Genomic DNA, 26,156 nt, shown 5'->3' with positions numbered 1-26,156 from the left:
CAAATAGCGTCCAGTAGGGTTTGGTCCGCATAAACATCCAAACCCCTGCCCGACGCAGGGCGGCGACCGACCAGCGAGAAGGCCGCAGCCAACAGCGCGGGCGAGACTCTCGGGAAGGCGCTACGTGAGTCCCAACGGCTCCGACCGCTCGCCGCGGCGCCCGATGCGGCGGAAGCTGCTGCAGGCAATGACTGCGGGCCTGGTCCTGGCGACAGCCACTGGTTGCTCGTACAACTGGGAAGACTTCCCCCGCCTTGGTATGCCCACCCCGGTCACGGAGGAGGCTCCGCGGATCCTCTCCCTCTGGCAGGGCTCGTGGGCGGCCGCGCTCGCCACGGGCGTGCTGGTCTGGGGCCTGATCCTGTGGAGTGTCATCTTCCACCGGCGCAGCCGGACCAAGGTCGAAGTTCCTCCGCAGACCCGGTACAACATGCCCATCGAGGCGCTGTACACGGTGGTCCCGCTCATCATCGTCTCCGTGCTGTTCTACTTCACGGCACGCGACGAGACGAAGCTTCTCAGCCTCAAGCCGAAGCCCGACGTCACGGTCAACGTGGTCGGCTTCCAGTGGAGCTGGGGCTTCAACTACGTCGAGGACGTCCCCGGTTCTTCCGGGAACGCCAAGACAGACCCGAACCTGGCCGCCATTCCGGACCGGTTCAAGAAGGACTTCCCGGCGAACGCCGGCGGTGTCTACGACGTCGGCACTCCCGCAACGCGGAACCCGCAGACGGGCAACCCGGGTCCGACCCTCTGGCTCCCCACGGGCAAGACGGTCCGTTTCATCCTCACTTCGCGTGACGTCATCCACTCCTTCTGGGTGGTGCCGTTCCTCATGAAGCAGGACGTCATCCCGGGCCACACCAACTCCTTCCAGGTGACCCCCAACCGTGAGGGCACCTTCCTGGGCAAGTGCGCCGAGCTGTGCGGCGTCGACCACTCCCGGATGCTCTTCAACGTGAAGGTCGTCTCCCCCGAGCGCTACGAGGCCCACCTCAAGGAGCTCGTGACCAAGGGACAGACCGGTTACGTCCCGGCCGGCATTGAGCAGACGGGCCACGAGAAGAACCGGGAGACGAACAACCTGTGAGCATCCTCAACGAACCCCAGGGTGCCGCCGCCGAAGACTCGTACGAGAACGAGCTGCCGGTGCGGCGCAAGCAGCCCGGCAGCGTCGTGATCAAGTGGCTCACCACCACCGACCACAAGACGATCGGCACGCTCTATCTGGTGACGTCGTTCGCGTTCTTCCTGGTCGGCGGCGTCATGGCGCTGCTCATGCGTGCCGAGCTGGCGCGTCCCGGACTGCAGATCATGTCGAACGAGCAGTTCAACCAGGCGTTCACGATGCACGGCACGATCATGCTGCTGATGTTCGCGACGCCGCTCTTCGCCGGTTTCACGAACTGGATCATGCCGCTGCAGATCGGCGCGCCCGACGTGGCGTTCCCGCGGCTGAACATGTTCGCCTACTGGCTGTACCTCTTCGGCTCGACGATCGCGGTCGGTGGCTTCCTCACCCCGCAGGGCGCGGCCGACTTCGGCTGGTTCGCCTACAGCCCGCTGTCGGACGCGGTCCGCTCGCCGGGCATCGGCGCCGACATGTGGATCATGGGTCTGGCCTTCTCCGGCTTCGGCACCATCCTCGGCGCGGTCAACTTCATCACCACGATCATCTGCATGCGCGCTCCCGGCATGACGATGTTCCGTATGCCGATCTTCGTGTGGAACGTCCTGCTCACCGCGGTTCTGGTGCTGCTGGCCTTCCCCGTCCTCGCCGCGGCGCTGTTCGCCCTGGAGGCGGACCGAAAATTCGGGGCACACGTCTTCGACGCGACAAACGGCGGAGCCTTGCTCTGGCAACACCTCTTCTGGTTCTTCGGCCATCCAGAGGTGTACATCATCGCGCTGCCGTTCTTCGGCATCATCTCCGAAGTCATCCCGGTGTTCTCGCGCAAGCCGATGTTCGGTTACATGGGCCTGATCGGCGCAACCATCGCGATCGCGGGTCTCTCCGTGACCGTGTGGGCGCACCACATGTACGTCACCGGTGGCGTCCTGCTCCCGTTCTTCTCCTTCATGACGTTCCTCATCGCCGTACCCACCGGCGTGAAGTTCTTCAACTGGATCGGAACGATGTGGAAGGGCTCGCTGTCCTTCGAGACACCGATGCTCTGGGCCGTCGGCTTCCTCATCACCTTCACCTTCGGTGGTCTGACCGGCGTCATCCTGGCCTCGCCGCCGATGGACTTCCACGTGTCCGACTCCTACTTCGTGGTGGCGCACTTCCACTACGTCGTGTTCGGCACCGTGGTGTTCGCGATGTTCTCCGGCTTCCACTTCTGGTGGCCGAAGATGACGGGCAAGATGCTCGACGAGCGTCTCGGCAAGGTCACCTTCTGGACGCTGTTCGTGGGCTTCCACGGCACGTTCCTGGTACAGCACTGGCTGGGTGCCGAGGGCATGCCGCGTCGTTACGCGGACTACCTCGCGGCGGACGGCTTCACCGCGCTGAACACGGTCTCGACGATCAGCTCGTTCCTGCTCGGCCTGTCGATCCTGCCGTTCCTCTACAACGTGTGGAAGACGGCCAAGTACGGCAAGAAGGTCGAGGTCGACGACCCGTGGGGTTACGGCCGTTCGCTCGAGTGGGCGACGTCCTGCCCGCCGCCGCGGCACAACTTCCTCACCCTGCCGCGGATCCGCAGTGAATCCCCGGCGTTCGACCTGCACCACCCGGAGATCGCCGCCCTCGACCAGCTCGAGAACGCCGGTCACGGTTCGTCGGCCCTTCCTGGCGGAAAGGAGGCCGGCAAGTGAAGGTCCAAGGCAAGATGTTCATCTGGCTGGCGCTGTTCATCCTCATCATGGGGATCGTCTACGGCGTCTGGTCCAAGGAGCCGGCCGGCACCACGGCCCTCTTCATGGGCTTCGGCCTGAGCATGATGATCGGCTACTACCTGGCCTTCACGGCCCGGCGGGTCGACGCCATGGCGCAGGACGACAAGGAGGCCGACGTCGCGGACGAGGCCGGCGAGGTGGGCTTCTTCAGCCCGCACAGCTGGCAGCCGCTCGCGCTCGGCACCGGTGGCGCGCTCGCCTTCCTGGGCGTCGTCTTCGGCTGGTGGCTGCTGTACTTCTCGGCGCCGCTGATCATGCTCGGCCTGTGGGGCTGGGTCTTCGAGTACTACCACGGTGAGAACCGCACCCAGTAGCACGCGCTGAACACCCGGGAGCCCGGACACTCCGTCAGGAGAGTCCGGGCTCCCTCGTTTGCCGCGACTTGTGTCCCTCGCTCGGCTCACCCGGCGCGCCGTCCTTGACGGGCGTCCATAGCGTGGACTCATGAATCACTCACCGCGAATCCGCACGGTCGTCAGCTGCACCGCGCTGGTGGTCGCCCTCGGCGCGGGCGCCGCAGCCTGCGGCTCCGACGACCACCCGCTCTCGGCGAAGCCGTACGACGCGGCGGGACAGATCTCGTTCAAGGGCCTCTCCGAGGACAGCAAGAAGCAGACCAAGGTCGACCCCGACAAGCCCCTGGAAATCACCTCCGAGAGTGACGAGGGGCGCATCACCGACGTGACCGCCACGGACGCGTCGGGGCGCTATGTCACGGGCGAACTGGCCGCCGACGGCAGCCGATGGCACAGCACCTCACCGCTGGCCGCGGGCGCCCACTACACGGTGCGCGTCAGCACCGAGGACGAGGACGGCGCCCCCGGCCGCAAGGTCATCGGCTTCGACACCAGTACGCCGAAGACGAAGAAGCTGCTGAACGTCGAGTTCGGGCCCAAGACGGGCAAGTACGGCGTCGGCCAGCCGATAACCGCCGAACTCAGCGCCCCCGTCAAGGACAAGGCGGCCCGCACGATCGTCGAACGCGCCCTCCGGGTCGACTCCACCCCCGCGGTGGACGGCGCCTGGCACTGGGTGGACGACAAGACACTGCACTACCGCCCCAAGGAGTACTGGCCCGCCCACGCCAGCATCACGGCCCACAGCAACCTCGCCGGCCTCAGGATCGGCACACGCCTGTGGGGCGGCGACGCCAAGACTGTGAAGATCACCACGGGCGACAGCCTGGTCGCCCTGACCGACGCCGCCACCCACTCCATGACCGTCTACCGCAACGGCCAGGACATCAAAGAGATCCCCGTCACCACGGGCAAGCCCGGCTTCGACACCCGCAACGGCGTCAAGGTCGTGCTCGGCAAGGAGTCCCTCGTACGGATGCGCGGTACCAGCATCGGCATAGCCGAGGGCAGTTCGGACTCCTACGACCTGGAGGTGCGCTACGCGACCCGGGTCACCTGGAGCGGTGAGTACGTCCACGCCGCGCCCTGGTCGACCGGCTCCCAGGGGTACGCCAACGTCAGCCACGGCTGCACCGGCATGAGCACCGAGAACGCCGAGTGGTTCTTCAACACGTTCAACGAGGGCGACATCGTCAAGGTCGTCAACTCCGAAGGCCAGACGATGGACGCGTTCGGCAACGGCTTCGGCGACTGGAACCTCGACTGGAAGAACTGGCGCGAGGGCAGCGCGATCGTGGCCGGTTCCCCGGACGCCCCCAGCCCCGCCCAGCGCGCCAGGCTGCGCCCCGAGAGCGTGTGAGACCGCGCCCCGGGGCCTGTCCGCCGACCCTCCGCCGTACGGACGACGGGAGGGGTGCGGACAGGCCCTGGCGGGGCGCGGGTGGCTCAGGCGCTCAGAAGGTTCTTGCGACGCAGCAGGGAGGCCAGTGAGGCGGCGAACTCCACCGGGTCGACCGGCAGGGTCACCGCGGCGTCCGCACGGCTCCAGGTGGCCAGCCAGGCGTCCTGCGGGCGCCCGATGAGCACCAGCGCGGGCGGGCAGTTGAAGATCTCGTCCTTGATCTGCCGGCACACCCCCATGCCGCCCATCGGCACCGCCTCGCCGTCCAGGACGCAGACGTCGATGCCGCCCTTGTCGAGCTCCCTGATGACGGCGGCCGGTGTCGCGCACTCGACGAACTCGACGAGCGGAGCGTCCGGGGCGGGCCTGCGCCCGGTGGCGAGCCGCACCTGCGCGCGGGTGTTGGAGTCGTCGCTGTAGACCAGCACCGTGGCGGTCGGCTGCATTCTTCCTCCGAGACGTCAGCGTCGTACGGACATCGTGCGTATCGGGCTGATCGTCCCCGGCCCGATGCGCGGATGCTACTCCCTTGAACACCTCGTCAGCACCGGTTCGGACACGGCTTCGATGGTCCATCCGGGCTGGACACACCCGGTCAACACCCCGAACGGCACCCCCCGGCGTGAGGGCGGGATAAGCGACCGACATAATGTCGGTCGTGGCGACAGCAACGACAGTAGAAACCGGGCACGCGCACCCGTCGGTCAATCGGCCGAACCTCACCAGCGTCGGAACCATCATCTGGCTGAGTTCCGAGCTGATGTTCTTCGCGGCCCTCTTCGCGATGTACTTCACCCTGCGATCGGTGACCGGGCCGGATCACTGGAAGGAAATGGCGTCCAGCCTGAACCTTCCGTTCTCGGCGACGAACACCACGATCCTGGTGCTCTCCTCCCTGACCTGCCAGCTCGGCGTCTTCGCCGCCGAGCGCGGGGACGTGAAGAAGCTCAGGATGTGGTTCATCGTCACCTTCATCATGGGTGCGATCTTCATCGGCGGTCAGGTCTTCGAGTACACCGAACTGGTCAAGAAGGACGGGCTCTCGCTCTCCTCCGACCCGTACGGCTCGGTGTTCTACCTGACCACCGGCTTCCATGGACTGCATGTGACGGGCGGACTCATCGCCTTCCTGCTGGTCCTCGGTCGCACCTACGCGGCTCGGAGGTTCACTCACGAGCAGGCGACCGCCGCCATCGTCGTGTCCTACTACTGGCACTTCGTCGATGTCGTCTGGATCGGCCTTTTCGCCACGATCTACCTGATCAAGTAATCGGGCCCACCGCCCGAAACATCCAGAAGCACCGACGCAGAAGATCCTGACACCGGGGTAATCCGTGAAAAAGCTCTCCGCACGACGACGCCATCCGCTGGCGGCGGTCGTCGTCCTACTCCTCGCGCTGGCGGCCACCGGGGGGCTGTACGCCGCGTTCGCACCCGCGGGCAAGGCGCAGGCCGACGAAACCGCCCAGTCCCTCGGTATCACCGAGGGCCAGAAGCTGTACTCCGTGGGCTGCGCAAGCTGCCACGGCACCGGCGGTCAGGGCAGCTCCGACGGTCCGAGCCTGGTGGGTGTGGGCGCCGCGGCGGTCGACTTCCAGGTCGGCACCGGCCGTATGCCGGCCCAGCAGCCCGGCGCTCAGATCCCGCGCAAGAAGGTGATCTACACCCAGGCCGAGATCGACCAGCTCGCGGCCTACATCGCCTCGCTCGGCGCCGGCCCCGCGATCCCGACCAAGAACCAGGTCAGCCCCGAGGGCGCGGACATCGCCAAGGGCGGTGAACTCTTCCGTTCCAACTGCGCCCAGTGCCACAACTTCACCGGCAAGGGCGGCGCGCTGACACACGGCAAGTACGCGCCGAGCCTGGAGGGTGTCGACCCGAAGCACATCTACGAGGCCATGCAGACGGGCCCGCAGAACATGCCGTCCTTCCCCGACACCACGCTGACGGAGAAGAACAAGCAGGACATCATCGCGTACCTCGACGCGGTCAACGGTGACAACACCGAGAGCCCGGGCGGTCTTGAGCTGGGCGGCCTCGGGCCGGTCAGCGAGGGCCTGTTCGGCTGGATCTTCGGTCTCGGAACCCTGATCGCCGTCGCCGTCTGGGTCGCCGCTCGGACCGCAAAGGCCAAGAAGTCATGAGTAGCCAAGACATTCCAGAAGAGAACGTGCCCGCCGAGCGGGCCTCCGACGACCACGCCGGTCACGGTCACGGTCCGGTAGCCGTCGCGGACGAGCAGAACCCGTTCGCGGACCCGGGGCTGCCGCCCCACGAGCACCGCATCCAGGACATCGACGAGCGGGCCGCCAAGCGGTCCGAGCGCCTGGTCGCCCTGCTGTTCGTGCTGTCGATGGTCGCGACCGTCGGCTTCATCGCCTCCTACGTGGCGATCCCGAACGACAAGTCGATCTTCGTGTTCCCGATCGGGCACATCAGCGCGCTGAACTTCGCGCTGGGCATGTGCCTCGGCGTGGCGCTGTTCTCGATCGGCGCGGGCGCGGTCCACTGGGCCCGCACCCTGATGTCCGACGTGGAGATCGCCGACGAGCGTCACCCGATCGAGGCGGAGCCCGCGGTCAAGGCCAAGGTCCTGGCCGACTTCAAGGACGGCGCCAGGGAGTCCGCGCTCGGCCGCCGCAAGCTGATCCGCAACACGATGTTCGGCGCGCTGGCCCTGTTCCCGCTCTCCGGCGTCATGCTGCTGCGCGACCTCGGCCCGCTGCCCGGCACGAAGCTGCGCCACACGCTGTGGTCCAAGGGCAAGCTCCTCGTCAACATGAACACCAACGAGCCGCTGCGTCCCTCGGACCTGGCCGTCGGTTCGCTCACCTTCGCCAAGCCCGAGGGCCTGGAGGAGCACGACGAGGACTTCCAGAAGGAGATCGCCAAGGCGGCCCTGATGATCATCCGGCTCCAGCCGGACGACATCAAGGACAAGCAGGAACTCGAGTGGTCCTACCAGGGCATCGTGGCCTACTCGAAGATCTGCACCCACGTCGGCTGCCCGATCTCCCTGTACGAGCAGCAGACGCACCACGCGCTGTGCCCGTGCCACCAGTCCACCTTCGACCTCTCCGACGGTGCCCGGGTCATCTTCGGCCCGGCGGGTCACGCCCTGCCGCAGCTGCAGATCGGCGTGAACGCTGAGGGTTACCTCGAAGCGCTCAGCGACTTCAAGGAGCCCGTCGGTCCTGCATTCTGGGAGCGCGGATGAGCACTACCACCACCTCCGACTCGCGCTCCTCGCGCGAGAAGGCACCCGCCGGTGAGCGGGTCGCCGACTGGGCGGACGGCCGCCTCGGGATCTACTCCCTGGCCAAGTCCAACATGCGCAAGATCTTCCCCGACCACTGGTCGTTCATGCTGGGTGAGATCTGCCTCTACAGCTTCATCATCATCATCCTCACGGGTGTGTACCTGACCCTGTTCTTCCACCCGTCGATGAACGAGGTGGAGTACCACGGCAGCTACGTCCCGCTGCAGGGCCAGCTGATGTCCGAGGCGTTCAACTCGACCATGCACATCTCCTTCGATGTGCGCGGTGGTCTGCTGATCCGTCAGATCCACCACTGGGCCGCGCTGGTCTTCCTCGCCGGCATGTTCGTGCACATGATGCGCGTGTTCTTCACGGGTGCGTTCCGCAAGCCCCGTGAGGTCAACTGGGTCTTCGGATTCCTGCTGTTCGTCCTCGGCATGTTCACCGGCTTCACCGGTTACTCGCTCCCGGACGACCTGCTCTCCGGCACCGGTGTCCGCTTCATGGAAGGCGCGGTCCTGTCCGTGCCGATCGTCGGCACGTACCTGTCGTTCTTCCTGTTCGGCGGCGAGTTCCCGGGCGGCGACTTCGTGGCCCGCTTCTACTCGGTGCACGTGCTGCTGCTGCCGGGCATCATGCTCGGCCTGGTCGTCGGCCACCTGATCCTGGTCTTCTACCACAAGCACACGCAGTTCGCGGGCCCCGGCAAGACGAACAACAACGTCGTCGGCATGCCGCTGCTGCCGGTCTACATGGCCAAGGCCGGAGGCTTCTTCTTCCTGGTCTTCGGTGTCATCGCGGCCATCGCGGCGATCGCCTCGATCAACCCGATCTGGTCGCTGGGCCCCTACCGTCCGGACCAGGTGTCCACGGGTGCCCAGCCCGACTGGTACATGGGCTTCTCCGAAGGCCTGATCCGTGTCATGCCGGGCTGGGAGATCAACCTCTGGGGTCACACGCTCGTCCTGGGCGTGTTCATCCCGCTGGTCATCTTCCCGCTGGTCCTGGTCGCGATCGCGGTCTACCCGTTCATCGAGTCCTGGGTCACCGGCGACAAGCGCGAGCACCACATCCTGGACCGCCCGCGCAACGTCCCGACCCGGACCGCGTTCGGTGTCGCCTGGATCAGCTGGTACTTCGTCCTGCTCGTCGGCGGCGGCAACGACATCTGGGCCACGCACTTCCACCTGGCGATCAACTCGATCACCTGGTTCGTGCGGATCGCCTTCTTCGTCGTGCCGGTGCTGACCTTCATCGCCACCAAGCGGATCTGCCTCGGCCTCCAGCGCCGGGACCGGGACAAGGTGCTGCACGGCCGCGAGTCGGGCATCATCAAGCGCCTGCCGCACGGTGAGTTCATCGAGGTCCACGAGCCGCTCAGCCAGGACGCGCTGCACACGCTCACCGCTCACGAGCAGTACAAGCCGGCCGAGATCGGCCCGACGGTCGACGAGAACGGTGTCGAGCGCAAGGTCTCGGGCGCGCAGAAGCTGCGCGCCAAGATGAGCGAGGGCTTCTACGGGGAGGAAGGCCAGATCCCCAAGCCCACCGTCGAGGAGTACAAGGAGATCGCGAGCGGCCACGGCCACCACTGATCCCCGGCTGTTCGCCACGGCTGGAGCCCCGTCCATGACACGGACGGGGCTCTTTGCCGTCCCCCGGGCTGGATAGGGTGGACTCACCCGGTGGTGCGGGGCGATCCACCCCGCGTCACCCACGACCTGTCACCCGCGACCGCGTGACCCACGAACCCAGGAGCGACCATGAGCGCTGTGAACCCCGCTGGAGGCGACACCGCGGCGGGCCGTTCCTGGCCCGCGGTACTGAACGGACTGCTCGAAGGCCGCGACCAGAGCGCGGACGACACGGCCTGGGCCATGGACCGCATCATGCGCGGCGAGGCGACCGACGCGCAGATCGCCGGGTTCGTGGTGGCCCTGCGGGCCAAGGGCGAGACCGTCCAGGAGATCGCCGGACTCGTCCGGGCGATGTACGCGCACGCCAATGTGATCGAGGTGCCCGGACACACCGTCGACATCGTCGGAACGGGCGGCGACGGCGCGAAGACCGTCAACATCTCCACGATGTCCTCGATCGTGGTGGCCGGCACCGGCGCCAAGGTCGTCAAGCACGGCAACCGGGCCGCGTCCTCCGCGTCCGGCTCGTCGGACGTCCTGGAGAAGCTCGGCGTCAATCTCCAACTGCCGGTGAAGCGCGTGGCCGAGGTGGCCGAGGAGGCCGGGATCACCTTCTGCTTCGCGGTCAAGTTCCACCCGGCGCTGCGTCATGTGGCCGCGGCCCGCGGCCAGTTGGGCATCCGGACCACCTTCAACGTGCTCGGACCGCTGACCAACCCGGCACGGGTGAAGGCCCAGGCGGTCGGCGTCGCCGATGCCCGGATGGCGCCGATCGTGGCGGGTGTGTTCGCCGAGCGCGGCAACTCCTCGCTCGTCTTCCGCGGCGACGACGGCCTCGACGAGCTGACCACCACCGGGGGCTCCCACGTCTGGGTCGTCCGCGACGGCAAGGTCACCGAGGAACGCTTCGACCCCCGCGACGTCGGGCTCGACATCGTCCCGGTGGAGGCCCTGCGGGGCGCCGACGCCTCGTACAACGCGGAGGTCGCCCGGCGCCTCCTGGACGGCGAGAAGGGGCCCGTGCGGGACGCGGTCCTGCTGAACTCGGCGGCCGCCCTGGTGGCGCTGTCGCCGACCGGCGCGCCGCTCGCCGACCAGCTCCGCGCCGGAATGGAGAAGGCCGCCGAGGCGATCGACTCCGGCGCCGCGAAGCGCACCCTGGAGCGCTGGGTGGCCGCCAGCAACGCCTGAGCCACCCGGGACCCCGCGCGGGACGCAGTCCGGATCGTGGACCGCGTCTTGCGCGGGGAAGATCCTCTGGCAAGATGCTGTACCAGGTCATGAGTGACAGCCATCAGGCCCCGGCCGGCTGTCCGGCAACCCTCCGTCCGTGGCGGGGTGCCCCGGGTGAAGACCAGGTCGTAGGCAGCGAGGCCTACGGCAAGCGCGGACCCCTCCCGCTCTCCGGGCGGACCACCAGGGGTCCTGGTCGTTCGAGGGAGCCTTCTGTGAGCAAGCGAATGCGTTAGGGCGCCGAGCCCCGCCTCCGCACACCCCTTTCACCTTTCTCCCGCGCTGAGCGCCGCCTCCGGGCAGCCTGCTCGCGCGGTGATTTCGCCTGCCTCTCACAGGAGCTCGCCATGTCTGCTTCCACCGTTGCCGCCGACCAGACCGTTTGCCGTGACTCTTCGGGGGCCCTGCCCGTTCTCGGCCGGGATGTCACCGTCCCGCTCGTCACCGGCGGCGAGGTGACCTACGCGGCGCTCGACTACGCCGCCAGCGCGCCCGCCCTCCAGCGGGTGTGGGACGACGTGGCCGCGTACGCGCCCTACTACGGCAGCGTCCACCGGGGCGCCGGCTACCTCTCGCAGCTCTCCACCGACCTCTTCGAGAACGCCCGCAGGACCGTCGCGGAGTTCCTCGACTGCCGCGCCGCCGACCAGGTGGTCTTCACCCGCTCCACCACCGACTCGCTCAACCTGCTCGCCGCGGCCCTCCCGGCCGACTGCCAGGTCTTCGTCTTCGAGACCGAGCACCACGCCTCGCTGCTGCCCTGGCGCGACGCCCGGGTGACCTACCTGAACGCCCCCCGCACCCCCGCCGAGGCCGTCGAGACCCTGGAGCGCGCCCTCGCCGCCCGCGACCCGTACGGGCCGGCCCTGGTCTGCGTCACCGGCGCCTCGAACGTCACCGGGGAGCTGTGGCCGGTGCGGGAACTGGCCGCCGTCGCGCACGCCCACGGCGCCCGCATCGTCCTCGACGCGGCGCAGCTCGCCCCGCACCACCCGGTGTCGGTCCAGGACCTCGACGTCGACTGGGTCGCCTTCTCGGGGCACAAGCTGTACGCGCCCTTCGGTTCCGGTGTCCTCGCGGGCCGCTCCGACTGGCTGCGCGAGGCCGACCCCTACCTCGCGGGCGGCGGGGCCAGCCGCAAGGTCACCCGGCGCGCGGACGGCGGCGTGGATGTGGAGTGGCACGACAGCGCCGCCCGCCACGAGGCCGGCTCGCCGAACGTCATCGGCGCCTACTCGATCGCGTCGGCCTGCAAGGCGCTCACCGACGAGGGCTTCGACAACCTGCTCGCCCGCGAGCGGCACCTGATCCGTACCGTCCGCGAGGGCCTCGCCGAGGTCCCCGAGGTCCGCGTCCTGTCCCTCTTCGGCGACGACGCCCCGCGGGTCGGCGTCATCTCCTTCGTCGTCGAGGGCTGGAACAGCTCGCACTTCGCGGCCGCGCTCTCCGCCGAGTACGGCATCGGGGTGCGCGACGGCCTCTTCTGCGCCCACCCGCTCGTCCGCACCCTGCTCGGCAGCGACCCGGAGACCGCGGGGGAGTGCGGATCCCCCGAGGCGGCCCCCGGCGAGAAGTCCCTCAACGCCATCCGCGTCAGCTTCGGGGCCGGCACCCCCGAGGAGCACGTCGAGCGGTTCGTCCGCGCGGTGCGCGAGCTCGTCAGGGACGGCGCGCGCTGGCAGTACCGCACCGAGGACGGCCGCTGCGTCCCGGCGGTCTGACGCCCACGGCAGTCCCGCCCGGAGGCGGCGCCGCGTCGGTCAGGAGTCGAGACCGATCGCGAACGCCGCCTCCAGGTCGTGCTGGGAGTACGTACGGAACGCCACGTGCGTGTCCGTCGCCTCGACGCCCGGGATCTTGCTGATCTTGCCGGGGATCACGTCCGCCAGGTCGTCGTGGGCCTGGACCCGGACCATGGCGATCAGGTCGTAGGTGCCGGTGACGGAGAAGACCTCGCTGACGCTCTCCAGCGCCGCGATCGACTCGGCGATCTCGGGGATGCGGTCCACGCTGGTCTTGATGAGGACGATCGCGGTGATCACGGCTGGTTCTCTCCCTAGGGGGCCGCTGCTGGGGATCTCACCCTACTCGCGGTCCACGGGGCCCGGCCGCTCCACCGGAGGCCCCGGCAGGACCCCCCGGACGGGCACGACGGCCGGGCGGCGCCGGAAGCGCGCCCACGCGTAGACGAAACCCAGGGAGAAGCCCACGAGGTGGGCCAGGTAGGCGACCCCGGGACCCGAGCCGCTGCGGCCCGCCGCCAGCCATTGCAGGGTGAACCAGAACGGCAGGACCACCCAGGCCGGGAACCGCAGCGGCAGGAAGAACAGGAACGGGAAGAGACTGGTCACCCGGGCCTTGGGGAAAAGGTAGAGGAACGCGCCGAGCACCGCGGAGATCGCCCCGGAGGCCCCGACCAGGGACTGCTGCGAGGTCGCGTTGGCGGCGGCGTACCCGAGCAGGGCCAGATACCCGCAGCCCAGATAGAAGAGGGCGAACTCCAGATGGCCCATGCGCTCCTCGGTCATGAGCCCGAAGACGTAGAAGAAGAGCATGTTGCCCAGGAGATGGAGCCAGCTTCCGTGGATGAACAGGGCGGTCGCCGGGGTGAGCGCCTCGCCCGGCGCCCCGTCGAACAGGGCGGCCGGCACCACGCCCCAGCGGCGGAAGTACGCCCGCTGCGCGACCAGCAGCTCGTCCCCGGTGCCGTACGCGGGATCGAGCCCCGAGGCGGGACCGATCACGAAGATCAGACAGCACAGGACGATCAGTCCGTACGTCACCGGCGCGGACCGGCCCCGCAGCGCCCTGCCGACCGTCGCACTCCAATTGCCGATCATGGTGCAGAGCATGACGTAACCACGCCAATGCGTACGGACCGCCTCGCCGCCGTGGACACCCGAGCGTCGAGTACCCGCCAGGCCGTAGGGTTACGAGCCAAAGCGCCGGGAAACCGGCGCCGACGGACACTAGAAGGAAAGCGGCTGCCCTATGACGGTTCCCCTGCCCGATGCCAAGACCCGCTGGCGCTGCACCCTCTGCGGCAACCTCACGCGTTTCGACGTGACGCGCTCGTCGAAGGTCGTCGAGTATGTGCACCTGGACCTGGCCGGTGAGCCCAAGGTCGAGGAGCGCGAGGTGGTCAGTGAGACCATCGAGGCGGTGCGGTGCCGTTGGTGCAACGCGGTGGATCAGGTCGAACTCGTGGACAGGCCGGGCGCCGGCTCCTGACGGAGCGGGCCCCACACGGATATTGGGGTGAAACGGATGGTGGAGACCACAGGCGGGGAGCCGGACGACGGCACCGCCGAGGTGCTCGACCGTCCGCTGCCCGACGGCGTGCGCCGTCGGGTCGTGCAGATCGTCTCGGACGGCTTCGGCGGGCTCATGGTGTCCGAACTGCCCGCGCAATTGAGGCAGTACGCCCGGTTCGCCCCCAATCGCCGCGTCAAGTTCGCCGGTAACGCGATGGCGGCGGCGCTGGAGACGGACCCGCTGTTCAGACAGCGCATCGCCGAGAAGCTCAGAGAGACCCAGTCCGAGCTCGTCGGCGCTCTCGACTCGGGCGCGCCGCCCCCGGCCGCGGATCCGCTGGACGTGGCGGCCGCGGCCTACGTCGTGCGCCCGACCGGCTGGGTGAAGCTCGTGACCGCCGCGGGCGAGGAGGCCCTGCGGGCGGACGCCGAGCGCGCCGGCGAGGAGAGCCGCGCCGAACTGGACCGGCTGCGCGCGGACCTCGCGGAGGCCCGCGGCCAGACCCGCGCCGAGACCGAACGGCTGCGTACGGAACTGGAGTCGGCCAGGAAGGAAGCGGAATCGCTTCACCGCAAGCTGCGCGGGGCCCTCAGCGACGTCAAGCGCGGCGAGGCGGCCCTGCGCAAGCTCCAGGCCGAGACGGACGGGGCGAAGGCGGAGAGCCAGGCGCAGGTGTCCGCGGCCGAGAGCGAGTCGCGGCGCCTCAAGGCGCGGCTCTCGGAGGCCGAGGCGGCCCTGGAGGCCACCCGGAAGGCGGCCCGGGAGGGGCGCAGCGTCGAGGACATGCGGGTGCGGCTGCTGCTCGACACCGTGCTGGAGGCGGCCCAGGGGCTGCGCCGAGAGCTGGCGTTGCCTCCCGTCTCGGTACGGCCCGCAGAGACGGTCGAGGCGGTCGAGCCGGGGCGGATGACCCCGAAGGACATTGCCACCCGCGCGCTGTCCGAGAACGACCCCGCGATCCTGGACCAGTTGCTCGCGCTGCCCCAGGCGCATCTGGTCGTCGACGGCTACAACGTCACCAAGACCGGCTATCCCCAGATGCCGCTGGAGAAGCAGCGGCTGCGGCTGCTCGGGCAGCTCTCGCAGCTCGCCGCGCAGACCGGGGCCGAGGTCACCTGTGTCTTCGACGGGGCCGAACTGGCCGCGCCGGTGCTGCTCGCGCCCCCGCGCGGGGTGCGGGTGCTCTTCTCCAAGCCCGGCGTCACGGCGGACGAGCTGATCCGTCAGCTCGTGCGGGCCGAGCCGCCCGGCCGCCCGGTCATCGTCGTCTCGACCGACCGTGAGGTGGCCGACGGGATCGCCAAGGCGGGTGCCCGGCCGGTGGCGTCCGTGGTGCTCCTCAAGCGCTTCTCGCGCGGCTGAGCACGCGCACTCGCGCGGCTGAATACGCGCACTCACGCGGTTGAGCACGAGCCACTCACGCGGCTGAGCGTTCTTTCCCACTTTTCGCCCTTTTCGCTCTGCTTTGGGAGCGAGTTCGGGGCGCGTCCGGGCCGGATTCCGTGCTGTCGGCGATCGGTTCCCTAAGTCGCGTGAATCCCCTACGTCCCATGCGTAACGTCTAGGACTGATGCCCGAATTCGTCGGACATTCACGCGACGTAGTGTCAAGCGAACATCACTGCAGGTGAGTTGATGGCAAAGAATGCTCTCCGTGACAAAGAATTTTCAGGTTTGGATTTGAACTGATCACAAGTAGGTCACTAGGGTCATGCCTCGAACCTCCAACTAGGGTGATCACTCATGAGGAGTGACGGTGGAGGGGCACCGCCCGTCGGCGTTTTCGGCAGGCGGCTGGAGGAAGAAGGAGCTCGCCTTCGTGGCGTCCCACCGTCGACCCAAGCAGCCGAGCCGCACCCGTGTGACCGTGCTCACCACCGCCGCCGCAGCAGCCGTTGTGCTGAGCGCGAATGCCGCCAACGCGGCGCCGTCCGAGAAGCCCAACAAGGACGAGGTCAAGACCAAGGTCGACAAGCTCTACGAAGAGGCCGAGCAGGCCACGGAGAAGCTCGACGGCGCCAAGGAGAAGCAGCAGAAGCTGCAGAAGCAGATCAGCGCTCTCCAGGACAACGTCGCCCGCGGCCAGGAAGACCTCAACGAGCTGCGTGACGGTCTCGGTTCGATGGCCAGTGCCCAGTACCGCACCGGCGGCATCGACCCCTCCGTGGCCCTCTTCCTCTCCTCGGACCCGGACGACTTCCTGGACAAGGCCTCGGCCATGGACCAGCTCAGCGCCCAGCAGGTCGAGTCGCTCAAGAAGGTCCAGGAGAAGCAGCGTTCGCTCGCCCAGCAGCGCGCCGAGGCCTCCGCGAAGCTCAAGGACCTCGCCGACACCCGGGCCGAGCTCGCCAAGAAGAAGAAGGAAGTCCAGAGCAAGCTGGGCTCCGCGCAGAAGCTCCTCAACACGCTGACCGCGCAGGAGAAGGCGGCGCTGGCCAGCAAGGAGCAGGAGCGGGCCACCCGCGCCAGCGAGCGCGTCGACCTCGGCAACAGCAAGGGCTCGGGCCGTGCCGGCGCCGCGTTCGCGGCCGCTCAGAGCGTGATCGGCTCCCCGTACGTCTACGGCGCCTCCGGCCCCAGCTCGTTCGACTGCTCGGGCCTCACCTCCTGGGCCTACGCCCAGGCCGGCGTGACCATACCCCGCACCTCGGAGGCCCAGGCCAACGCGGGCACCCGCATCTACTCGCAGAGCGATCTCCAGGTCGGTGACCTGGTCATCTTCTACGGCGACCAGCACCACGTCGGCCTCTACGCGGGCAACGGCCAGGTGCTGCACGCCCCGCACACCGGCGCGGTCGTCCGCTACGAGGCGATCGGCAACATGCCCTTCCAGTTCGGCGTCCGGATCTGATCCGGACGGGCGGTTCCGCACGGGATGCGGGCCGCCCGAGGCGCTCTCCCGCCGCACCGCCCAAACGGGCGAATTGCGACAACTCGCGCTGACCCCACGCCCCGTCGGTGACCTGCGTCTCCGGCGGGGCGTCACTGTGCGTGCCCGCGGGAGTCTTTGATCGACGCGTGGTCGCGCGGTTACTGTCTGCCGCGATCCCCCGACGGCGGGGGACCGTCAGCGGAAGGGAGTGCGGCCACCCGTGGGGTTCCATCGCCGCCTTGCACCGACCGGCTTCCACCGGGGCGCCGGCGCCTTCGGTGCCGCCGCCTGCGTGATGTCCGCGGCGGCCGCCGCGCTCGGCACCCTGCCCGCCTCGGCGGCGCCACACGACGAGACCCGGGCCGAGGTGGACCGCCTCTACTCCCAGGCGGAGAAGGCCACCGAGGCGTACAACAAGGCCGACGAGCGCGGCGACGCCCTGCGCGAGCAGATCGGCACGGCGCAGGACGAGATCGCCCGGCAGCAGGAGCGCGTCAACACCATGCGCGACGCGCTGGGTTCGCTCGCCGGGGCGCAGTACCGCTCGGGCGGCCTCGACCCGTCCCTCGCGCTGCTCTTCTCCGCCGACCCGGACGGCTATCTCGACCAGGCCTCCGCGCTCGACCGGATCGGCACCCGTCAGGCCGGTGAACTCAAGGGGCTCCGGCGCGCGTTGCGCGACCTCGCCCAGGAACGCCGCGAGGCCGACGGGAAGCTGGCCGAACTGGAGCGCAGCCGCACGGCCGTCGCCCGGAACAAGCGGGTCATCGAGGGCAAACTGGCCAAGGCGCGGCACCTGCTCAACTCGCTGCCGTACGCCGACCGCGCCGCCTACGACCGGGCGTCGCGCGCGTCCCGCGGCGACCTGCCGGACCTCGACGGCTCCGTCGCCTCCTCGTCGCGCGCGGCCGTCGCCGTCGCGGCGGCCCGCTCGGCGCTCGGCCGTCCCTACGTGTGGGGCGCCAACGGGCCCGGCGGCTTCGACTGTTCGGGCCTCATGCAGTGGTCCTACGAGCACGCCGGGGTCGGCCTGCCGCGCACCTCACAGGCCCAGCGGTTCGCCGGACGGCAGATCCCGCTCTCCCAGGCGCGGCCCGGTGACCTGGTGACCTACCGGTCCGACGCCAGCCATGTCGGCATGTACGTGGGCAACGGCCAGGTGATCCACGCGCCCTACCCGGGGGCACCGGTGCGCTACGACCCGGTCGGGATGATGCCGATCTCGTCCGTCACCCGGGTCTGACGGGTGCGCGGTCCCGGCGCCGGGCGGGCCGGGCGGACGTTCCGGCGGGCGGGCGCGGGCACCGTACGATCGGGAGAATGGCCGGTCGAAGGTGTGCGTCGCGAGCGGGACTCTCCGTGGTGCTGCTGCTCGCCGGGCTCGTCGGCTGCGGCGGCCGGGCCGCGCCGGACACCGCGGCGGCGGACGTGCGGCGGGTCCTGGACCGGCGGGCGGCCGCGGTCCTGGACCGGGACGACGCCGCGTTCCGCGCCACCGGCGCCGCGGCCGGCGCCGGACAGGGGCTCGCGAACCTGCGGGACGTGCCGCTCGCGGCCTGGTCCTACCGTCTGGCCGGTCTGAGCCGCTCCGGCGACCACGCCACCGCCCGCGCCGAACTGCGCTACCGCATCGCGGGCTACGACGCCGCACCGGTCACGGTGGACCGCACCCTGCGGCTGACCCGCGCCGGCGGAACCTGGCGCGTCACCTCCGACGAGCCGGCCGGCAAGGGCGGCGACCAGTTGTGGGACGAGGGGACGGTGACGGCCGTACGGGGTGAGCACAGCCTCGTCCTGGGGGTCGGGCAGTCCGGCGAGCGGCTGCGTGCCTTCGCGGGTCTCGCTGACCGTGCCGTGCCGGCCGTGTCGGACGCCTGGGGCGCGGACTGGTCGCGGCACGTCGTCGTCCTCGTACCGAAGTCGCTGGAGGGGATGGCGGGGCTGCTCGGGGCTCCGGCGTCCGGGTACCGGGGGATCGCCGCGGTCACCACCGGTGAGGCGGGAGGCTCGGGGAAGGCGCCCGCGGACCGGATCATCGTCAACCCGGACGCGTACGGCGTCCTCGGCGACCTCGGCAAGCAGGTCGTGCTCACCCACGAGACCACGCACGTCGCCACCCGGGCCCACACCACGGCCGCCACCCCGTTGTGGCTGTCCGAGGGGTACGCGGACTGGGCCGGCTATCGCGGCAGCGGGCGGACACCCGGACAGGTCGCTCCGGAACTCCAGCGCGCGGTGTCCGAGGGGGACGTCCCCGCCGCGCTGCCCGAGGACGAGGACTTCGGGTTCACCGGGGACGCGGGCCGGCTGGCGCGGGCGTACGAGGGCGGCTGGATGGCCTGCCGGCTGATCGCGGACCGGTGGGGCGAGGTCCGGCTGAACGACTTCTACCGCGCGGTGGGCGACCACGGGAAGCGGGCGGGGGCGGTCGAGAACGCGCTGCGTGAGGTGCTGCACACGACGCCGGAGCGGTTCGCCACGCTGTGGCGGCAGTACCTCGGCGACCAACTGGGCTGACGCGTCGGGGCCGGCCGGGTCGACGCGTCAGGCACCGGCTCGGCCGACGTTCAGGTACCGGCTCGGCCGACACCTCGGCGGCGAAGTCGGTCAATTCGACCGACTCGGCCGGCCCTCAAGCCCGTTCGCCCTCCAGCCGGTGGATGGCCTCCGCGAGCCAGGTCCGCTCCGCCTCGCCGGTCGCCCGCGCCACCCGCAGCATGCCCTGGCGGAACAGGTCGTCGGCCTCCTCCGCGCGCACGGGCCGGTCGCCCTCGTAGAAGAAGCTCGTCGGGGCCAGGAGGAACTCCTGACGGCGGCGCAGCACCGCGGCCTGCTCGTGGGGGTCGCCGAGGTGGCGCAGGAACGCGAGCAGGGTGTTGAAGCGGACCTGGTCGGTGATCTCGGCCTGCTTGGGGTGGCGCAGCCGCTCCATGAGGTCCGCGCGCCCCTTCCCGGTGAGCGACAGGGTGCGCCGCGGTGCCGCGCCGCTGCCGGGCTCGGTGTGCTGGTCGAGCAGGCCCCCGTCGACCAGGCGGGTGATCGCCGGATAGAGGGCGCCGTCGCTGACCGGCCGGACATGGCCGCTGAGCGCCTTGATGCGCTCCTTCAGCTCGTAGCCGTGCAGCGGCTGCTCGTACAGGAAGCCCAGGATCGACAGCTCCAGCATCCGGCCGGCCCTTCCTTCGTGGGCGCCGACGGCCCGCGGGGCCTTCGCGTCCGGGTGGTTGCGGGGTTCACCCACCCATGATATCTCTTATCGAGTTACCTCTAAACGAGGTAGCTCGTATCGAGGGAGCCTCTGTGAACGCCCATCGCAAGCAGCTCGTGGCGCTCGCCCACCCCGTCTATCTCTCGCTGCTCGCCTCCGTCGCCGCCGGGATCATCAACACCGTGTGGGTCTCCCAACTTGGCGGCGCCGCCGTGGCCGCCGTCGCCGTCGCGACGAACACCGAGAACGTGCTGCTCGGCGTCGCCCTGGTCTTCGCCTCCGGCACCACCGTCCTGGTCGCGCACGCCCGGGGCGCCGACGACCCGGGCGCCGTCCGCGCGGCCGTCCGCGGCGGCTGGGCGCTGTTCGCCGCGGTCACGCCCGTGATCGCCCTGGGCGGCTTCCTGCTGCGCGAACCGCTGGCCCGGCTGGTCCTCGGCGGCGACGGGCGCGCGCCGGCCCTCGCCGTCCAGTACTTCGCGGTCTCCCTGCCCGGCATCGCCGTCTTCTTCGCCCAGAACCTCGTCGACGGCATCCTCAAGGGCGCCGGCGACACCCGCACCCCGATGCGCCTCGCCCTGCTGGCCAACGGCCTGATCCTCGGCCTCGACCCGTTCCTGATCCACGCGTACGGCGTCCCGGGCGCCGCCCTCTCGACCGTCCTGTGCCGCTCGGTGGCCCTCGTCGCCGGCCTGCGCGCCCTGCGCCGCGACCCGCTGCTCTCCGAGGCGGCCACCGCGAGGCCCGCCGAGGCCACCGGCGCCGCCCTGCGCCGCACGCTCACCACCGGACTGCCCATGTCCGCCGACTTCACCGTGCGGCAGGGCGGTGCCCTGGTCCTGGTCGCGATCGTGGCCCGCCTCGGGACCACGGCGGTGGCGGCCTACGCGATCGCCTACAAGGTCATGTACGTCGCCACCATGGCGTTCTACTCGGTCCGGCAGGCCGCCTCGATCCACACCGCGCACAGCAGGGGCGCGGGCCGGGACGAGCGGGGCGCCATCGGACGCCAGGCCGTCCTCGTCTCGGGGGCCGTCGGCCTCCTCGCCGCGGGACTGCTCGCCGCCCTGGCTCCCTGGATCATGCGGGCCTTCGGCGCCGGCCCCGCGGTCGCCCACGACGGCGTGCTGTTCCTGCGCTGCGTCGGCCCCTACCTGCTGCTGATGGCCTGCTTCATCGCCCTCGGCGGGGTCTTCGAGGGCAGCGGGGGAGCGCCGGTGCTGCTGCGGGTGACGCTGACCGGCACGGCGGTCCAGCTTCCCCTCGCCCTCGCCCTGTCGGGACTCGGGCTCGCGGGCATCTGCCTGGCCCTCGCGCTGTCCATGACGGTGCAGTGCGCGGCCCTGTGGCTGTGGGCCCGGCGGAGCGCGCGGACCGGGCGTCAGGAGGACGCCAGGGTCTCCTTGGCGCGGGCGGCCTGAGCGGGGAGTTCCGGCGCCGGCCGGGAGACCGTGGAGCGCCACAGCTCGCGGCCGGCCAGCACGGCGGCGGCCACCAACAGGCCGTTGCGCAGCACGAGGAGGGTGATGCCGAGGTCCGTACTGCCGACGACGTCGCCGAACCAGGTCGGGAACTCCAGCACCGTCACGAAGCACGCGACCAGTGCCAGGAAGACGGGCAGCACCATCCGGCTCGCCCGGAAGCACAGGCAGACCGCGGCGATCCCGACGATCCACACCAGATACTGCGGGCTGATGACCCGGCTGGTCGCGGTGAACATCAGGACGGCGACGAAGGCCGCGTCGGCCAGCGTGTGCGACAGGAACCGCTTGGCGCACAGCCGCCACAGGATGAGCCAGCCGAAGGCGAGCCCGGTCAGGACCAGGGCCGCCGTGCTCACCACGTCGACGTAGGGACCGACGAACTCCACCGAGCCGTAGTTGAGCAGCACCCGCCCGTTCCAGCCGTGATGCCTGGCCACGTGGAAGACGAGGGAGCCGAGAGACTCCACCTCGGTGCCGCGGTCGCGCTGGAAGGTCAGGAAGGCGAAGGCGCCCGGCATCGTCGCGAAGAACACCGCCGCGACCCCGGTCGCCGTGCCCGCCGCCCAGGCCCAGGCCCGCTTGCGCACGGCGCCGAGCAGCAGCAGGACCGGCCAGACCTTCACCATCGCGCCGAAGCCCGTGAGGAAGCCCATCACCCGGGGGTGGCGGGAGCCGGCGAGCAGCGCGGCGACCGCGACGGCCGTCACCATCACGTCGTAGCGGGCGTACACGGTCGGGCCGAGCAGCGGAACCCCGATCATCCACACCCAGGCACCCCGCACGCTTTTGCCCGAGCGCGAGCCCGCGTACAGGAGCAGCCCGAACACCACCAGGTCGGCGACGAAGGCCAGCACGAAGAAGGCGTGCGCGTAGTCGAGGAAGGGCAGCAGGGCGGGCGAGAGGATCGCGAGGGAGGCGGCCGGCGGATACTGCCAGGTGACGTCGTGCAGCGGGAACCGGCCGTCCTGCAGGACCTCGTACCAGCCGTGGTAGATCACGGAGACGTCGCTGGTGACGTCCGGGCCGGGGAAGACGTAGACCTTGGCCACGAAGAGCAGCAGCGCCAGCCTGGTCAGACCCCAGATCAGCAGCAGGGCGGTCATGGCGAAGGGGAACCTCGTGCTCCGTGCCCCGGTCATGCCCACCTGGCCCTCGTCGTCCGGAATCCGTGTGTCTCGCCACCGCGCTTTTCGCGGACCCAGGGTGACGCACCGGTCTGTGTGCGAGCCGTCAAGCGCGGCCACGCGGAGCTGTGAGTATAGATTCGATAGTGTCGAACACGATGCACAAGACCCTGATCGTGACGAACGATTTCCCGCCCCGCCCCGGCGGCATCCAGGCCTTTCTGCACAACATGGCGCTGCGCCTGGACCCCGAGCGGCTCGTCGTCTACGCCTCCACCTGGAAGCGCGGCCACGAGGGCGCCGAGGCGACCGCCGCGTTCGACGCCGAGCAGCCGTTCACCGTCGTACGGGACCGTACGACCATGCTGCTTCCGACGCCGGGCGCCACCCGGCGGGCCGTCGGCCTGCTGCGGGAGCACGGCTGCACGTCGGTGTGGTTCGGTGCCGCCGCACCGCTCGGCCTGATGGCACCGGCCCTGCGCAGAGCGGGCGCGACACGCCTCGTGGCGACCACGCACGGCCACGAGGCCGGCTGGGCCCAGCTTCCCGCCGCCCGGACGCTGCTGCGCCGCATCGGTGAGTCCACCGACACGATCACCTATCTCGGGGAGTACACCCGCTCGCGGATCGCCTCCGCGCTGACCCCCGAGGCGGCCGCGCGCATGGCGCACCTGCCGCCCGGTGTCGACGAGCGGACCTTCCACCCCGGCTCGGGCGGCGACGAGGTCAGGGCCCGGCTCGGCCTCACCGACCGGCCCGTCGTCGTCTGCGTCTCCCGCCTGGTCCCGCGCAAGGGCCAGGACACCCTCGTCCTCGCGATGCCGCGGATCCTGGCCAAGGAGCCGGACGCGGTGCTGCTGATCGTCGGCGGCGGGCCGTACGAGAAGGAGCTCCGCAAGCTCGCGCACGAGACCGGGGTGGCGGGCTCGGTCCGGTTCACCGGGGCGGTGCCCTGGTCGGAACTGCCCGCGCACTACGGGGCCGGGGACGTGTTCGCGATGCCGTGCCGGACGCGCAGGGGCGGACTCGACGTCGAGGGGCTCGGCATCGTCTACCTGGAGGCGTCGGCGACGGGCCTTCCGGTGGTGGCCGGAGACTCGGGGGGCGCGCCCGACGCCGTGCTCGACGGCGAGACGGGCTGGGTCGTCCGAGGCGGCTCGGCCGAGGAGGCCGCCGACCGCATCGTCACCCTGCTCGGCGACCCCGAACTCCGCCGCCGCATGGGCGAACGAGGCCGGTCCTGGGTCGAGGAGACATGGCGCTGGGACCTCTTGGCAGCCCGCCTGCGAGAGCTGCTCTAGCGATACCGGGTGCGCCTACGGGGGTGCCGCCTGCTGCCCGTCGGCGCCCGCGGGCAGCATCTCGGCCGGCCGCGCAGTTCCCCGCGCCACTGACGGGCCCGCCAGGGCGACCGTTCAGGGGCGCGGGGAACTGCGCGAGCAACCACGACGCACCTCGCGCCCGGGACGAACCCCACTCCCCACGGCGGGAGCCGGAACCTCCCCCGACGGACCGGGACGATCGGCCCCAGGGACGGAAAACGGCTCGGCCCCCTCCAGTGAAGGGGGCCGAGCCGTGAAGTTCCCGGCCGGGGTGGAACCCGGTCGCTCGGGCATCAGCCCCGATAAAGTGCCTCGATCTCGTTCGCGTAATCCTTCGCCACCACGTTCCGCTTCAGCTTCAGCGACGGCGTCAGGTGCCCCGACTCCTCGGTGAACTGGTGGGAGAGGACACGGAACTTGCGGACGGACTCCGCCTTGGACACCGCCGCGTTGCCGTCGTCGATGGCGTCCTGGATGGCGGCGACCAGGTCGGCGTCCTCCCGCAGCGACGCCGCGGTCGAGCCGGCCGGCTTCCCGTGCTCCTGGGCCCAGCGGGTCAGGAACTCCTCGTCGACCGTGACCAGCGCGCCGACGAACGGACGCCCGTCGCCGACCACCATGCACTCCGCGACCAGCGCATGGGCGCGGATGCGGTCCTCTATGACGGCCGGGGCGACGTTCTTGCCGCCCGCGGTGACGATGATCTCCTTCTTGCGGCCGGTGATGCGGAGGTAGCCGTCCTCGTCGAGGGTGCCGATGTCACCGGTGTGGAACCAGCCGTCGGCCAGGGCCTCGGCGGTGGCCGCCTCGTTGTTCCAGTACCCCTGGAACAGGTGCTCGCCGTGGAGCAGCACCTCGCCGTCGTCGGCGATACGGATCACGGAGCCGGGCAGCGGCTGGCCGACCGTGCCGATCTTCGTACGGTCCCACGGGTTGAAGGCCGTGGCCGCGCAGGACTCGGTGAGGCCGTAGCCCTCCAGGACCGTGAAGCCGATCCCGCGGAAGAAGTGGCCGAGCCGCTCGCCCAGCGGGGCACCGCCCGAGATCGCGTACTCGCCGCGACCGCCGAGCACCGCGCGCAGCTTGCTGTAGACGAGCTTGTCGAACGTCTTGTACTTGATCTTCAGACCGAGCGACGGCCCCGCGGGGGTGTCCAGCGCGCGGCTGTAGGCGATGGCCGTGTCCGCGGCCTTGTCGAAGATCTTGCCCTTGCCGTCCGCCTGGGCCTTGGCCCGCGCCGAGTTGTAGACCTTCTCGAAGACGCGCGGCACACCGAGGATCAGCGTCGGCCGGAACGCGGCCAGCTCGTCGGTGAGGTTCTTGATGTCCGGGACACAGCCCAGCTTGATCGGCGCCATCATCGGCGCGATCTGCACGAGCCGCCCGAAGACGTGCGCGAGCGGGAGGAACAGCAGGACGGAGCACTCACCGGTGCGGAACAGCGGGCGCAGCCGCTCCACGATGTTGCCGCACTCCGCGAAGAAGGCGCGGTGGGTCAGGACACAGCCCTTGGGGCGGCCGGTCGTCCCGGAGGTGTAGACGATGGTCGCCGGGTCGTCCGCCTTGGCGAGCGAGCTGCGCTCCTCGACGGCCGCGTCGCTGACGTCCGCGCCCAGGCGCCCCAGCTCCTCGACGCCGCCGGCCTCGATCTGCCAGACGTGTTCGAGGGCGGGCAGCCGGTCGCGCACCGACTCCACGGAGGCCGCGTGCGCGGGCAGCTCCACGATGCAGGCCCGCGCGCCAGAGTCGCCGAGGATCCACTGCACCTGCTCGGGGGAGCTGGTCTCGTACACCGGCACGGTGACGGCGCCGGCGCTCCAGATGGCGAAGTCGAGCAGCGTCCACTCGTAGCGGGTACGGGACATCAGCGCGACCCGGTCGCCGGGCCGCACGCCCGAGGCGATCAGGCCCTTGGCGGCGGAACGCACCTCGGCGAGGAAGGTGGTGGCGCTGACGTCCGTCCAGGTGCCGCCCACCTTGCGGGCGATCACGGCTACGTCGGGATGCTGCGCGGCGTTTCTGCGGACGATGTCGGTGAGATTTCCGTCCGCAGGGACCTCGTACAAAGCCGGAAGGCTGAACTCGCGCAAGACTGCTGCTCCTC

At 70.1% G+C, this 26,156-nt stretch carries 23 protein-coding genes and 1 riboswitch; of the genes, 17 read left to right on the top strand and 6 right to left on the bottom strand.

The window, feature by feature from the left end; translation table 11 throughout:
- Nucleotides 1-124 precede the first annotated feature (124 nt).
- The 4 genes from coxB (at nucleotide 125) to ACIQ7M_RS12955 (ending at nucleotide 4,617) form a co-directional block, all read left to right on the top strand.
- Nucleotides 125-1,090: a cytochrome c oxidase subunit II gene (gene coxB / locus ACIQ7M_RS12970; RefSeq protein WP_403643054.1), complete on the top strand. Its 966-nt coding sequence runs from the start codon at nucleotides 125-127 to the stop codon at nucleotides 1,088-1,090.
- Nucleotides 1,087-2,820 (top strand): cytochrome c oxidase subunit I, encoded by a 1,734-nt coding sequence (ctaD, locus tag ACIQ7M_RS12965; RefSeq protein WP_384784736.1) that lies wholly within the window; start codon nucleotides 1,087-1,089, stop codon nucleotides 2,818-2,820. The genes coxB and ctaD overlap by 4 nt, the downstream gene beginning before the upstream one ends.
- Complete coding sequence (locus ACIQ7M_RS12960; protein WP_355765877.1) at nucleotides 2,817-3,215, top strand: cytochrome c oxidase subunit 4; 399 nt, start codon at nucleotides 2,817-2,819, stop codon at nucleotides 3,213-3,215. Before ctaD ends, ACIQ7M_RS12960 begins: the two co-directional genes overlap by 4 nt.
- Nucleotides 3,216-3,345: 130 nt before the next feature.
- Complete coding sequence (locus ACIQ7M_RS12955) at nucleotides 3,346-4,617, top strand: Ig-like domain-containing protein (RefSeq protein ID WP_403643050.1); 1,272 nt, start codon at nucleotides 3,346-3,348, stop codon at nucleotides 4,615-4,617.
- Between the two features lie 86 nt (nucleotides 4,618-4,703).
- Here ACIQ7M_RS12955 and ACIQ7M_RS12950 read toward each other — a convergent pair whose 3' ends face one another.
- On the bottom strand, nucleotides 4,704-5,105 hold the full coding sequence (locus tag ACIQ7M_RS12950; protein ID WP_403643047.1) for a hypothetical protein: 402 nt from the start codon (nucleotides 5,103-5,105) through the stop codon (nucleotides 4,704-4,706).
- A 203-nt stretch (nucleotides 5,106-5,308) separates the two neighbouring features.
- On the opposite strand from ACIQ7M_RS12950, the gene ACIQ7M_RS12945 reads away from it, so the two are divergent.
- The 6 genes from ACIQ7M_RS12945 (at nucleotide 5,309) to ACIQ7M_RS12920 (ending at nucleotide 12,509) form a co-directional block, all read left to right on the top strand.
- The gene (locus ACIQ7M_RS12945) at nucleotides 5,309-5,929 is read left to right on the top strand and encodes a heme-copper oxidase subunit III (RefSeq protein WP_328453310.1); all 621 of its coding nucleotides are present in this window, start codon (nucleotides 5,309-5,311) and stop codon (nucleotides 5,927-5,929) included.
- 64 nt (nucleotides 5,930-5,993) lie between these two features.
- Nucleotides 5,994-6,803, top strand: coding sequence for a c-type cytochrome (locus ACIQ7M_RS12940; protein ID WP_403643043.1), 810 nt, complete (start codon nucleotides 5,994-5,996; stop codon nucleotides 6,801-6,803).
- Nucleotides 6,800-7,876 carry a Rieske 2Fe-2S domain-containing protein gene (locus tag ACIQ7M_RS12935; RefSeq protein WP_355765864.1) on the top strand — a complete coding sequence of 359 codons (1,077 nt, stop codon included), beginning with the start codon at nucleotides 6,800-6,802 and terminating at the stop codon, nucleotides 7,874-7,876. Before ACIQ7M_RS12940 ends, ACIQ7M_RS12935 begins: the two co-directional genes overlap by 4 nt.
- A complete protein-coding gene (locus ACIQ7M_RS12930; RefSeq protein WP_403643039.1) occupies nucleotides 7,873-9,513 on the top strand; it encodes a cytochrome bc complex cytochrome b subunit in 1,641 nt (546 codons plus the stop codon). The genes ACIQ7M_RS12935 and ACIQ7M_RS12930 overlap by 4 nt, the downstream gene beginning before the upstream one ends.
- Before the next feature lie 168 nt (nucleotides 9,514-9,681).
- Nucleotides 9,682-10,746, top strand: a complete 1,065-nt coding sequence (gene trpD / locus ACIQ7M_RS12925) for an anthranilate phosphoribosyltransferase (protein ID WP_355765858.1) — start codon at nucleotides 9,682-9,684, stop codon at nucleotides 10,744-10,746.
- 85 nt (nucleotides 10,747-10,831) lie between these two features.
- Nucleotides 10,832-10,948, top strand: a riboswitch (SAM riboswitch).
- Nucleotides 10,949-11,135: 187 nt separating this feature from the next.
- The gene (locus tag ACIQ7M_RS12920; RefSeq protein ID WP_403643036.1) at nucleotides 11,136-12,509 is read left to right on the top strand and encodes an aminotransferase class V-fold PLP-dependent enzyme; all 1,374 of its coding nucleotides are present in this window, start codon (nucleotides 11,136-11,138) and stop codon (nucleotides 12,507-12,509) included.
- A gap of 39 nt (nucleotides 12,510-12,548) precedes the next feature.
- Here ACIQ7M_RS12920 and ACIQ7M_RS12915 read toward each other — a convergent pair whose 3' ends face one another.
- Complete coding sequence (locus ACIQ7M_RS12915) at nucleotides 12,549-12,830, bottom strand: Lrp/AsnC family transcriptional regulator (protein WP_403643033.1); 282 nt, start codon at nucleotides 12,828-12,830, stop codon at nucleotides 12,549-12,551.
- 42 nt (nucleotides 12,831-12,872) lie between these two features.
- Nucleotides 12,873-13,628: a rhomboid family intramembrane serine protease gene (locus ACIQ7M_RS12910; protein ID WP_355765851.1), complete on the bottom strand. Its 756-nt coding sequence runs from the start codon at nucleotides 13,626-13,628 to the stop codon at nucleotides 12,873-12,875.
- Nucleotides 13,629-13,779: 151 nt separating this feature from the next.
- On the opposite strand from ACIQ7M_RS12910, the gene ACIQ7M_RS12905 reads away from it, so the two are divergent.
- From ACIQ7M_RS12905 to ACIQ7M_RS12885, 5 genes are all read left to right on the top strand, one after another.
- A complete protein-coding gene (locus ACIQ7M_RS12905; protein WP_355765848.1) occupies nucleotides 13,780-14,019 on the top strand; it encodes a hypothetical protein in 240 nt (79 codons plus the stop codon).
- Between the two features lie 36 nt (nucleotides 14,020-14,055).
- On the top strand, nucleotides 14,056-15,405 hold the full coding sequence (locus ACIQ7M_RS12900; RefSeq protein WP_403643028.1) for an NYN domain-containing protein: 1,350 nt from the start codon (nucleotides 14,056-14,058) through the stop codon (nucleotides 15,403-15,405).
- Nucleotides 15,406-15,861: 456 nt separating this feature from the next.
- On the top strand, nucleotides 15,862-16,893 hold the full coding sequence (locus tag ACIQ7M_RS12895; RefSeq protein WP_355765842.1) for an NlpC/P60 family protein: 1,032 nt from the start codon (nucleotides 15,862-15,864) through the stop codon (nucleotides 16,891-16,893).
- A gap of 241 nt (nucleotides 16,894-17,134) precedes the next feature.
- Nucleotides 17,135-18,157: an NlpC/P60 family protein gene (locus tag ACIQ7M_RS12890; protein ID WP_403643024.1), complete on the top strand. Its 1,023-nt coding sequence runs from the start codon at nucleotides 17,135-17,137 to the stop codon at nucleotides 18,155-18,157.
- Nucleotides 18,158-18,234: 77 nt separating this feature from the next.
- Nucleotides 18,235-19,431, top strand: a complete 1,197-nt coding sequence (locus tag ACIQ7M_RS12885) for a hypothetical protein (RefSeq protein ID WP_403643021.1) — start codon at nucleotides 18,235-18,237, stop codon at nucleotides 19,429-19,431.
- Nucleotides 19,432-19,546: 115 nt separating this feature from the next.
- Here the strand turns inward: ACIQ7M_RS12885 and ACIQ7M_RS12880 are convergent, their stop codons facing one another.
- Nucleotides 19,547-20,080 carry a PadR family transcriptional regulator gene (locus tag ACIQ7M_RS12880; RefSeq protein ID WP_355765901.1) on the bottom strand — a complete coding sequence of 178 codons (534 nt, stop codon included), beginning with the start codon at nucleotides 20,078-20,080 and terminating at the stop codon, nucleotides 19,547-19,549.
- Between the two features lie 134 nt (nucleotides 20,081-20,214).
- Between ACIQ7M_RS12880 and ACIQ7M_RS12875 the strand changes: the two genes are divergently transcribed.
- The gene (locus tag ACIQ7M_RS12875; RefSeq protein WP_403643018.1) at nucleotides 20,215-21,543 is read left to right on the top strand and encodes an MATE family efflux transporter; all 1,329 of its coding nucleotides are present in this window, start codon (nucleotides 20,215-20,217) and stop codon (nucleotides 21,541-21,543) included.
- Here ACIQ7M_RS12875 and ACIQ7M_RS12870 read toward each other — a convergent pair.
- Complete coding sequence (locus ACIQ7M_RS12870) at nucleotides 21,504-22,745, bottom strand: glycosyltransferase 87 family protein (protein ID WP_403643015.1); 1,242 nt, start codon at nucleotides 22,743-22,745, stop codon at nucleotides 21,504-21,506. The two genes, ACIQ7M_RS12875 and ACIQ7M_RS12870, sit on opposite strands and share 40 nt — an antisense overlap.
- A gap of 143 nt (nucleotides 22,746-22,888) precedes the next feature.
- On the opposite strand from ACIQ7M_RS12870, the gene ACIQ7M_RS12865 reads away from it, so the two are divergent.
- Nucleotides 22,889-24,031: a glycosyltransferase family 4 protein gene (locus ACIQ7M_RS12865; RefSeq protein ID WP_355765827.1), complete on the top strand. Its 1,143-nt coding sequence runs from the start codon at nucleotides 22,889-22,891 to the stop codon at nucleotides 24,029-24,031.
- 314 nt (nucleotides 24,032-24,345) lie between these two features.
- Here ACIQ7M_RS12865 and ACIQ7M_RS12860 read toward each other — a convergent pair whose 3' ends face one another.
- Complete coding sequence (locus tag ACIQ7M_RS12860) at nucleotides 24,346-26,142, bottom strand: AMP-dependent synthetase/ligase (RefSeq protein ID WP_355769794.1); 1,797 nt, start codon at nucleotides 26,140-26,142, stop codon at nucleotides 24,346-24,348.
- Between the last annotated feature and the right edge of the window lie 14 nt (nucleotides 26,143-26,156).

The organism is Streptomyces sp. NPDC096324, assembly GCF_044763015.1.
Lineage (GTDB): Bacteria > Actinomycetota > Actinomycetes > Streptomycetales > Streptomycetaceae > Streptomyces.
Note: the sequence above shows the minus strand (reverse complement) of the source record. Positions and strands in the feature narration are given on the sequence as shown.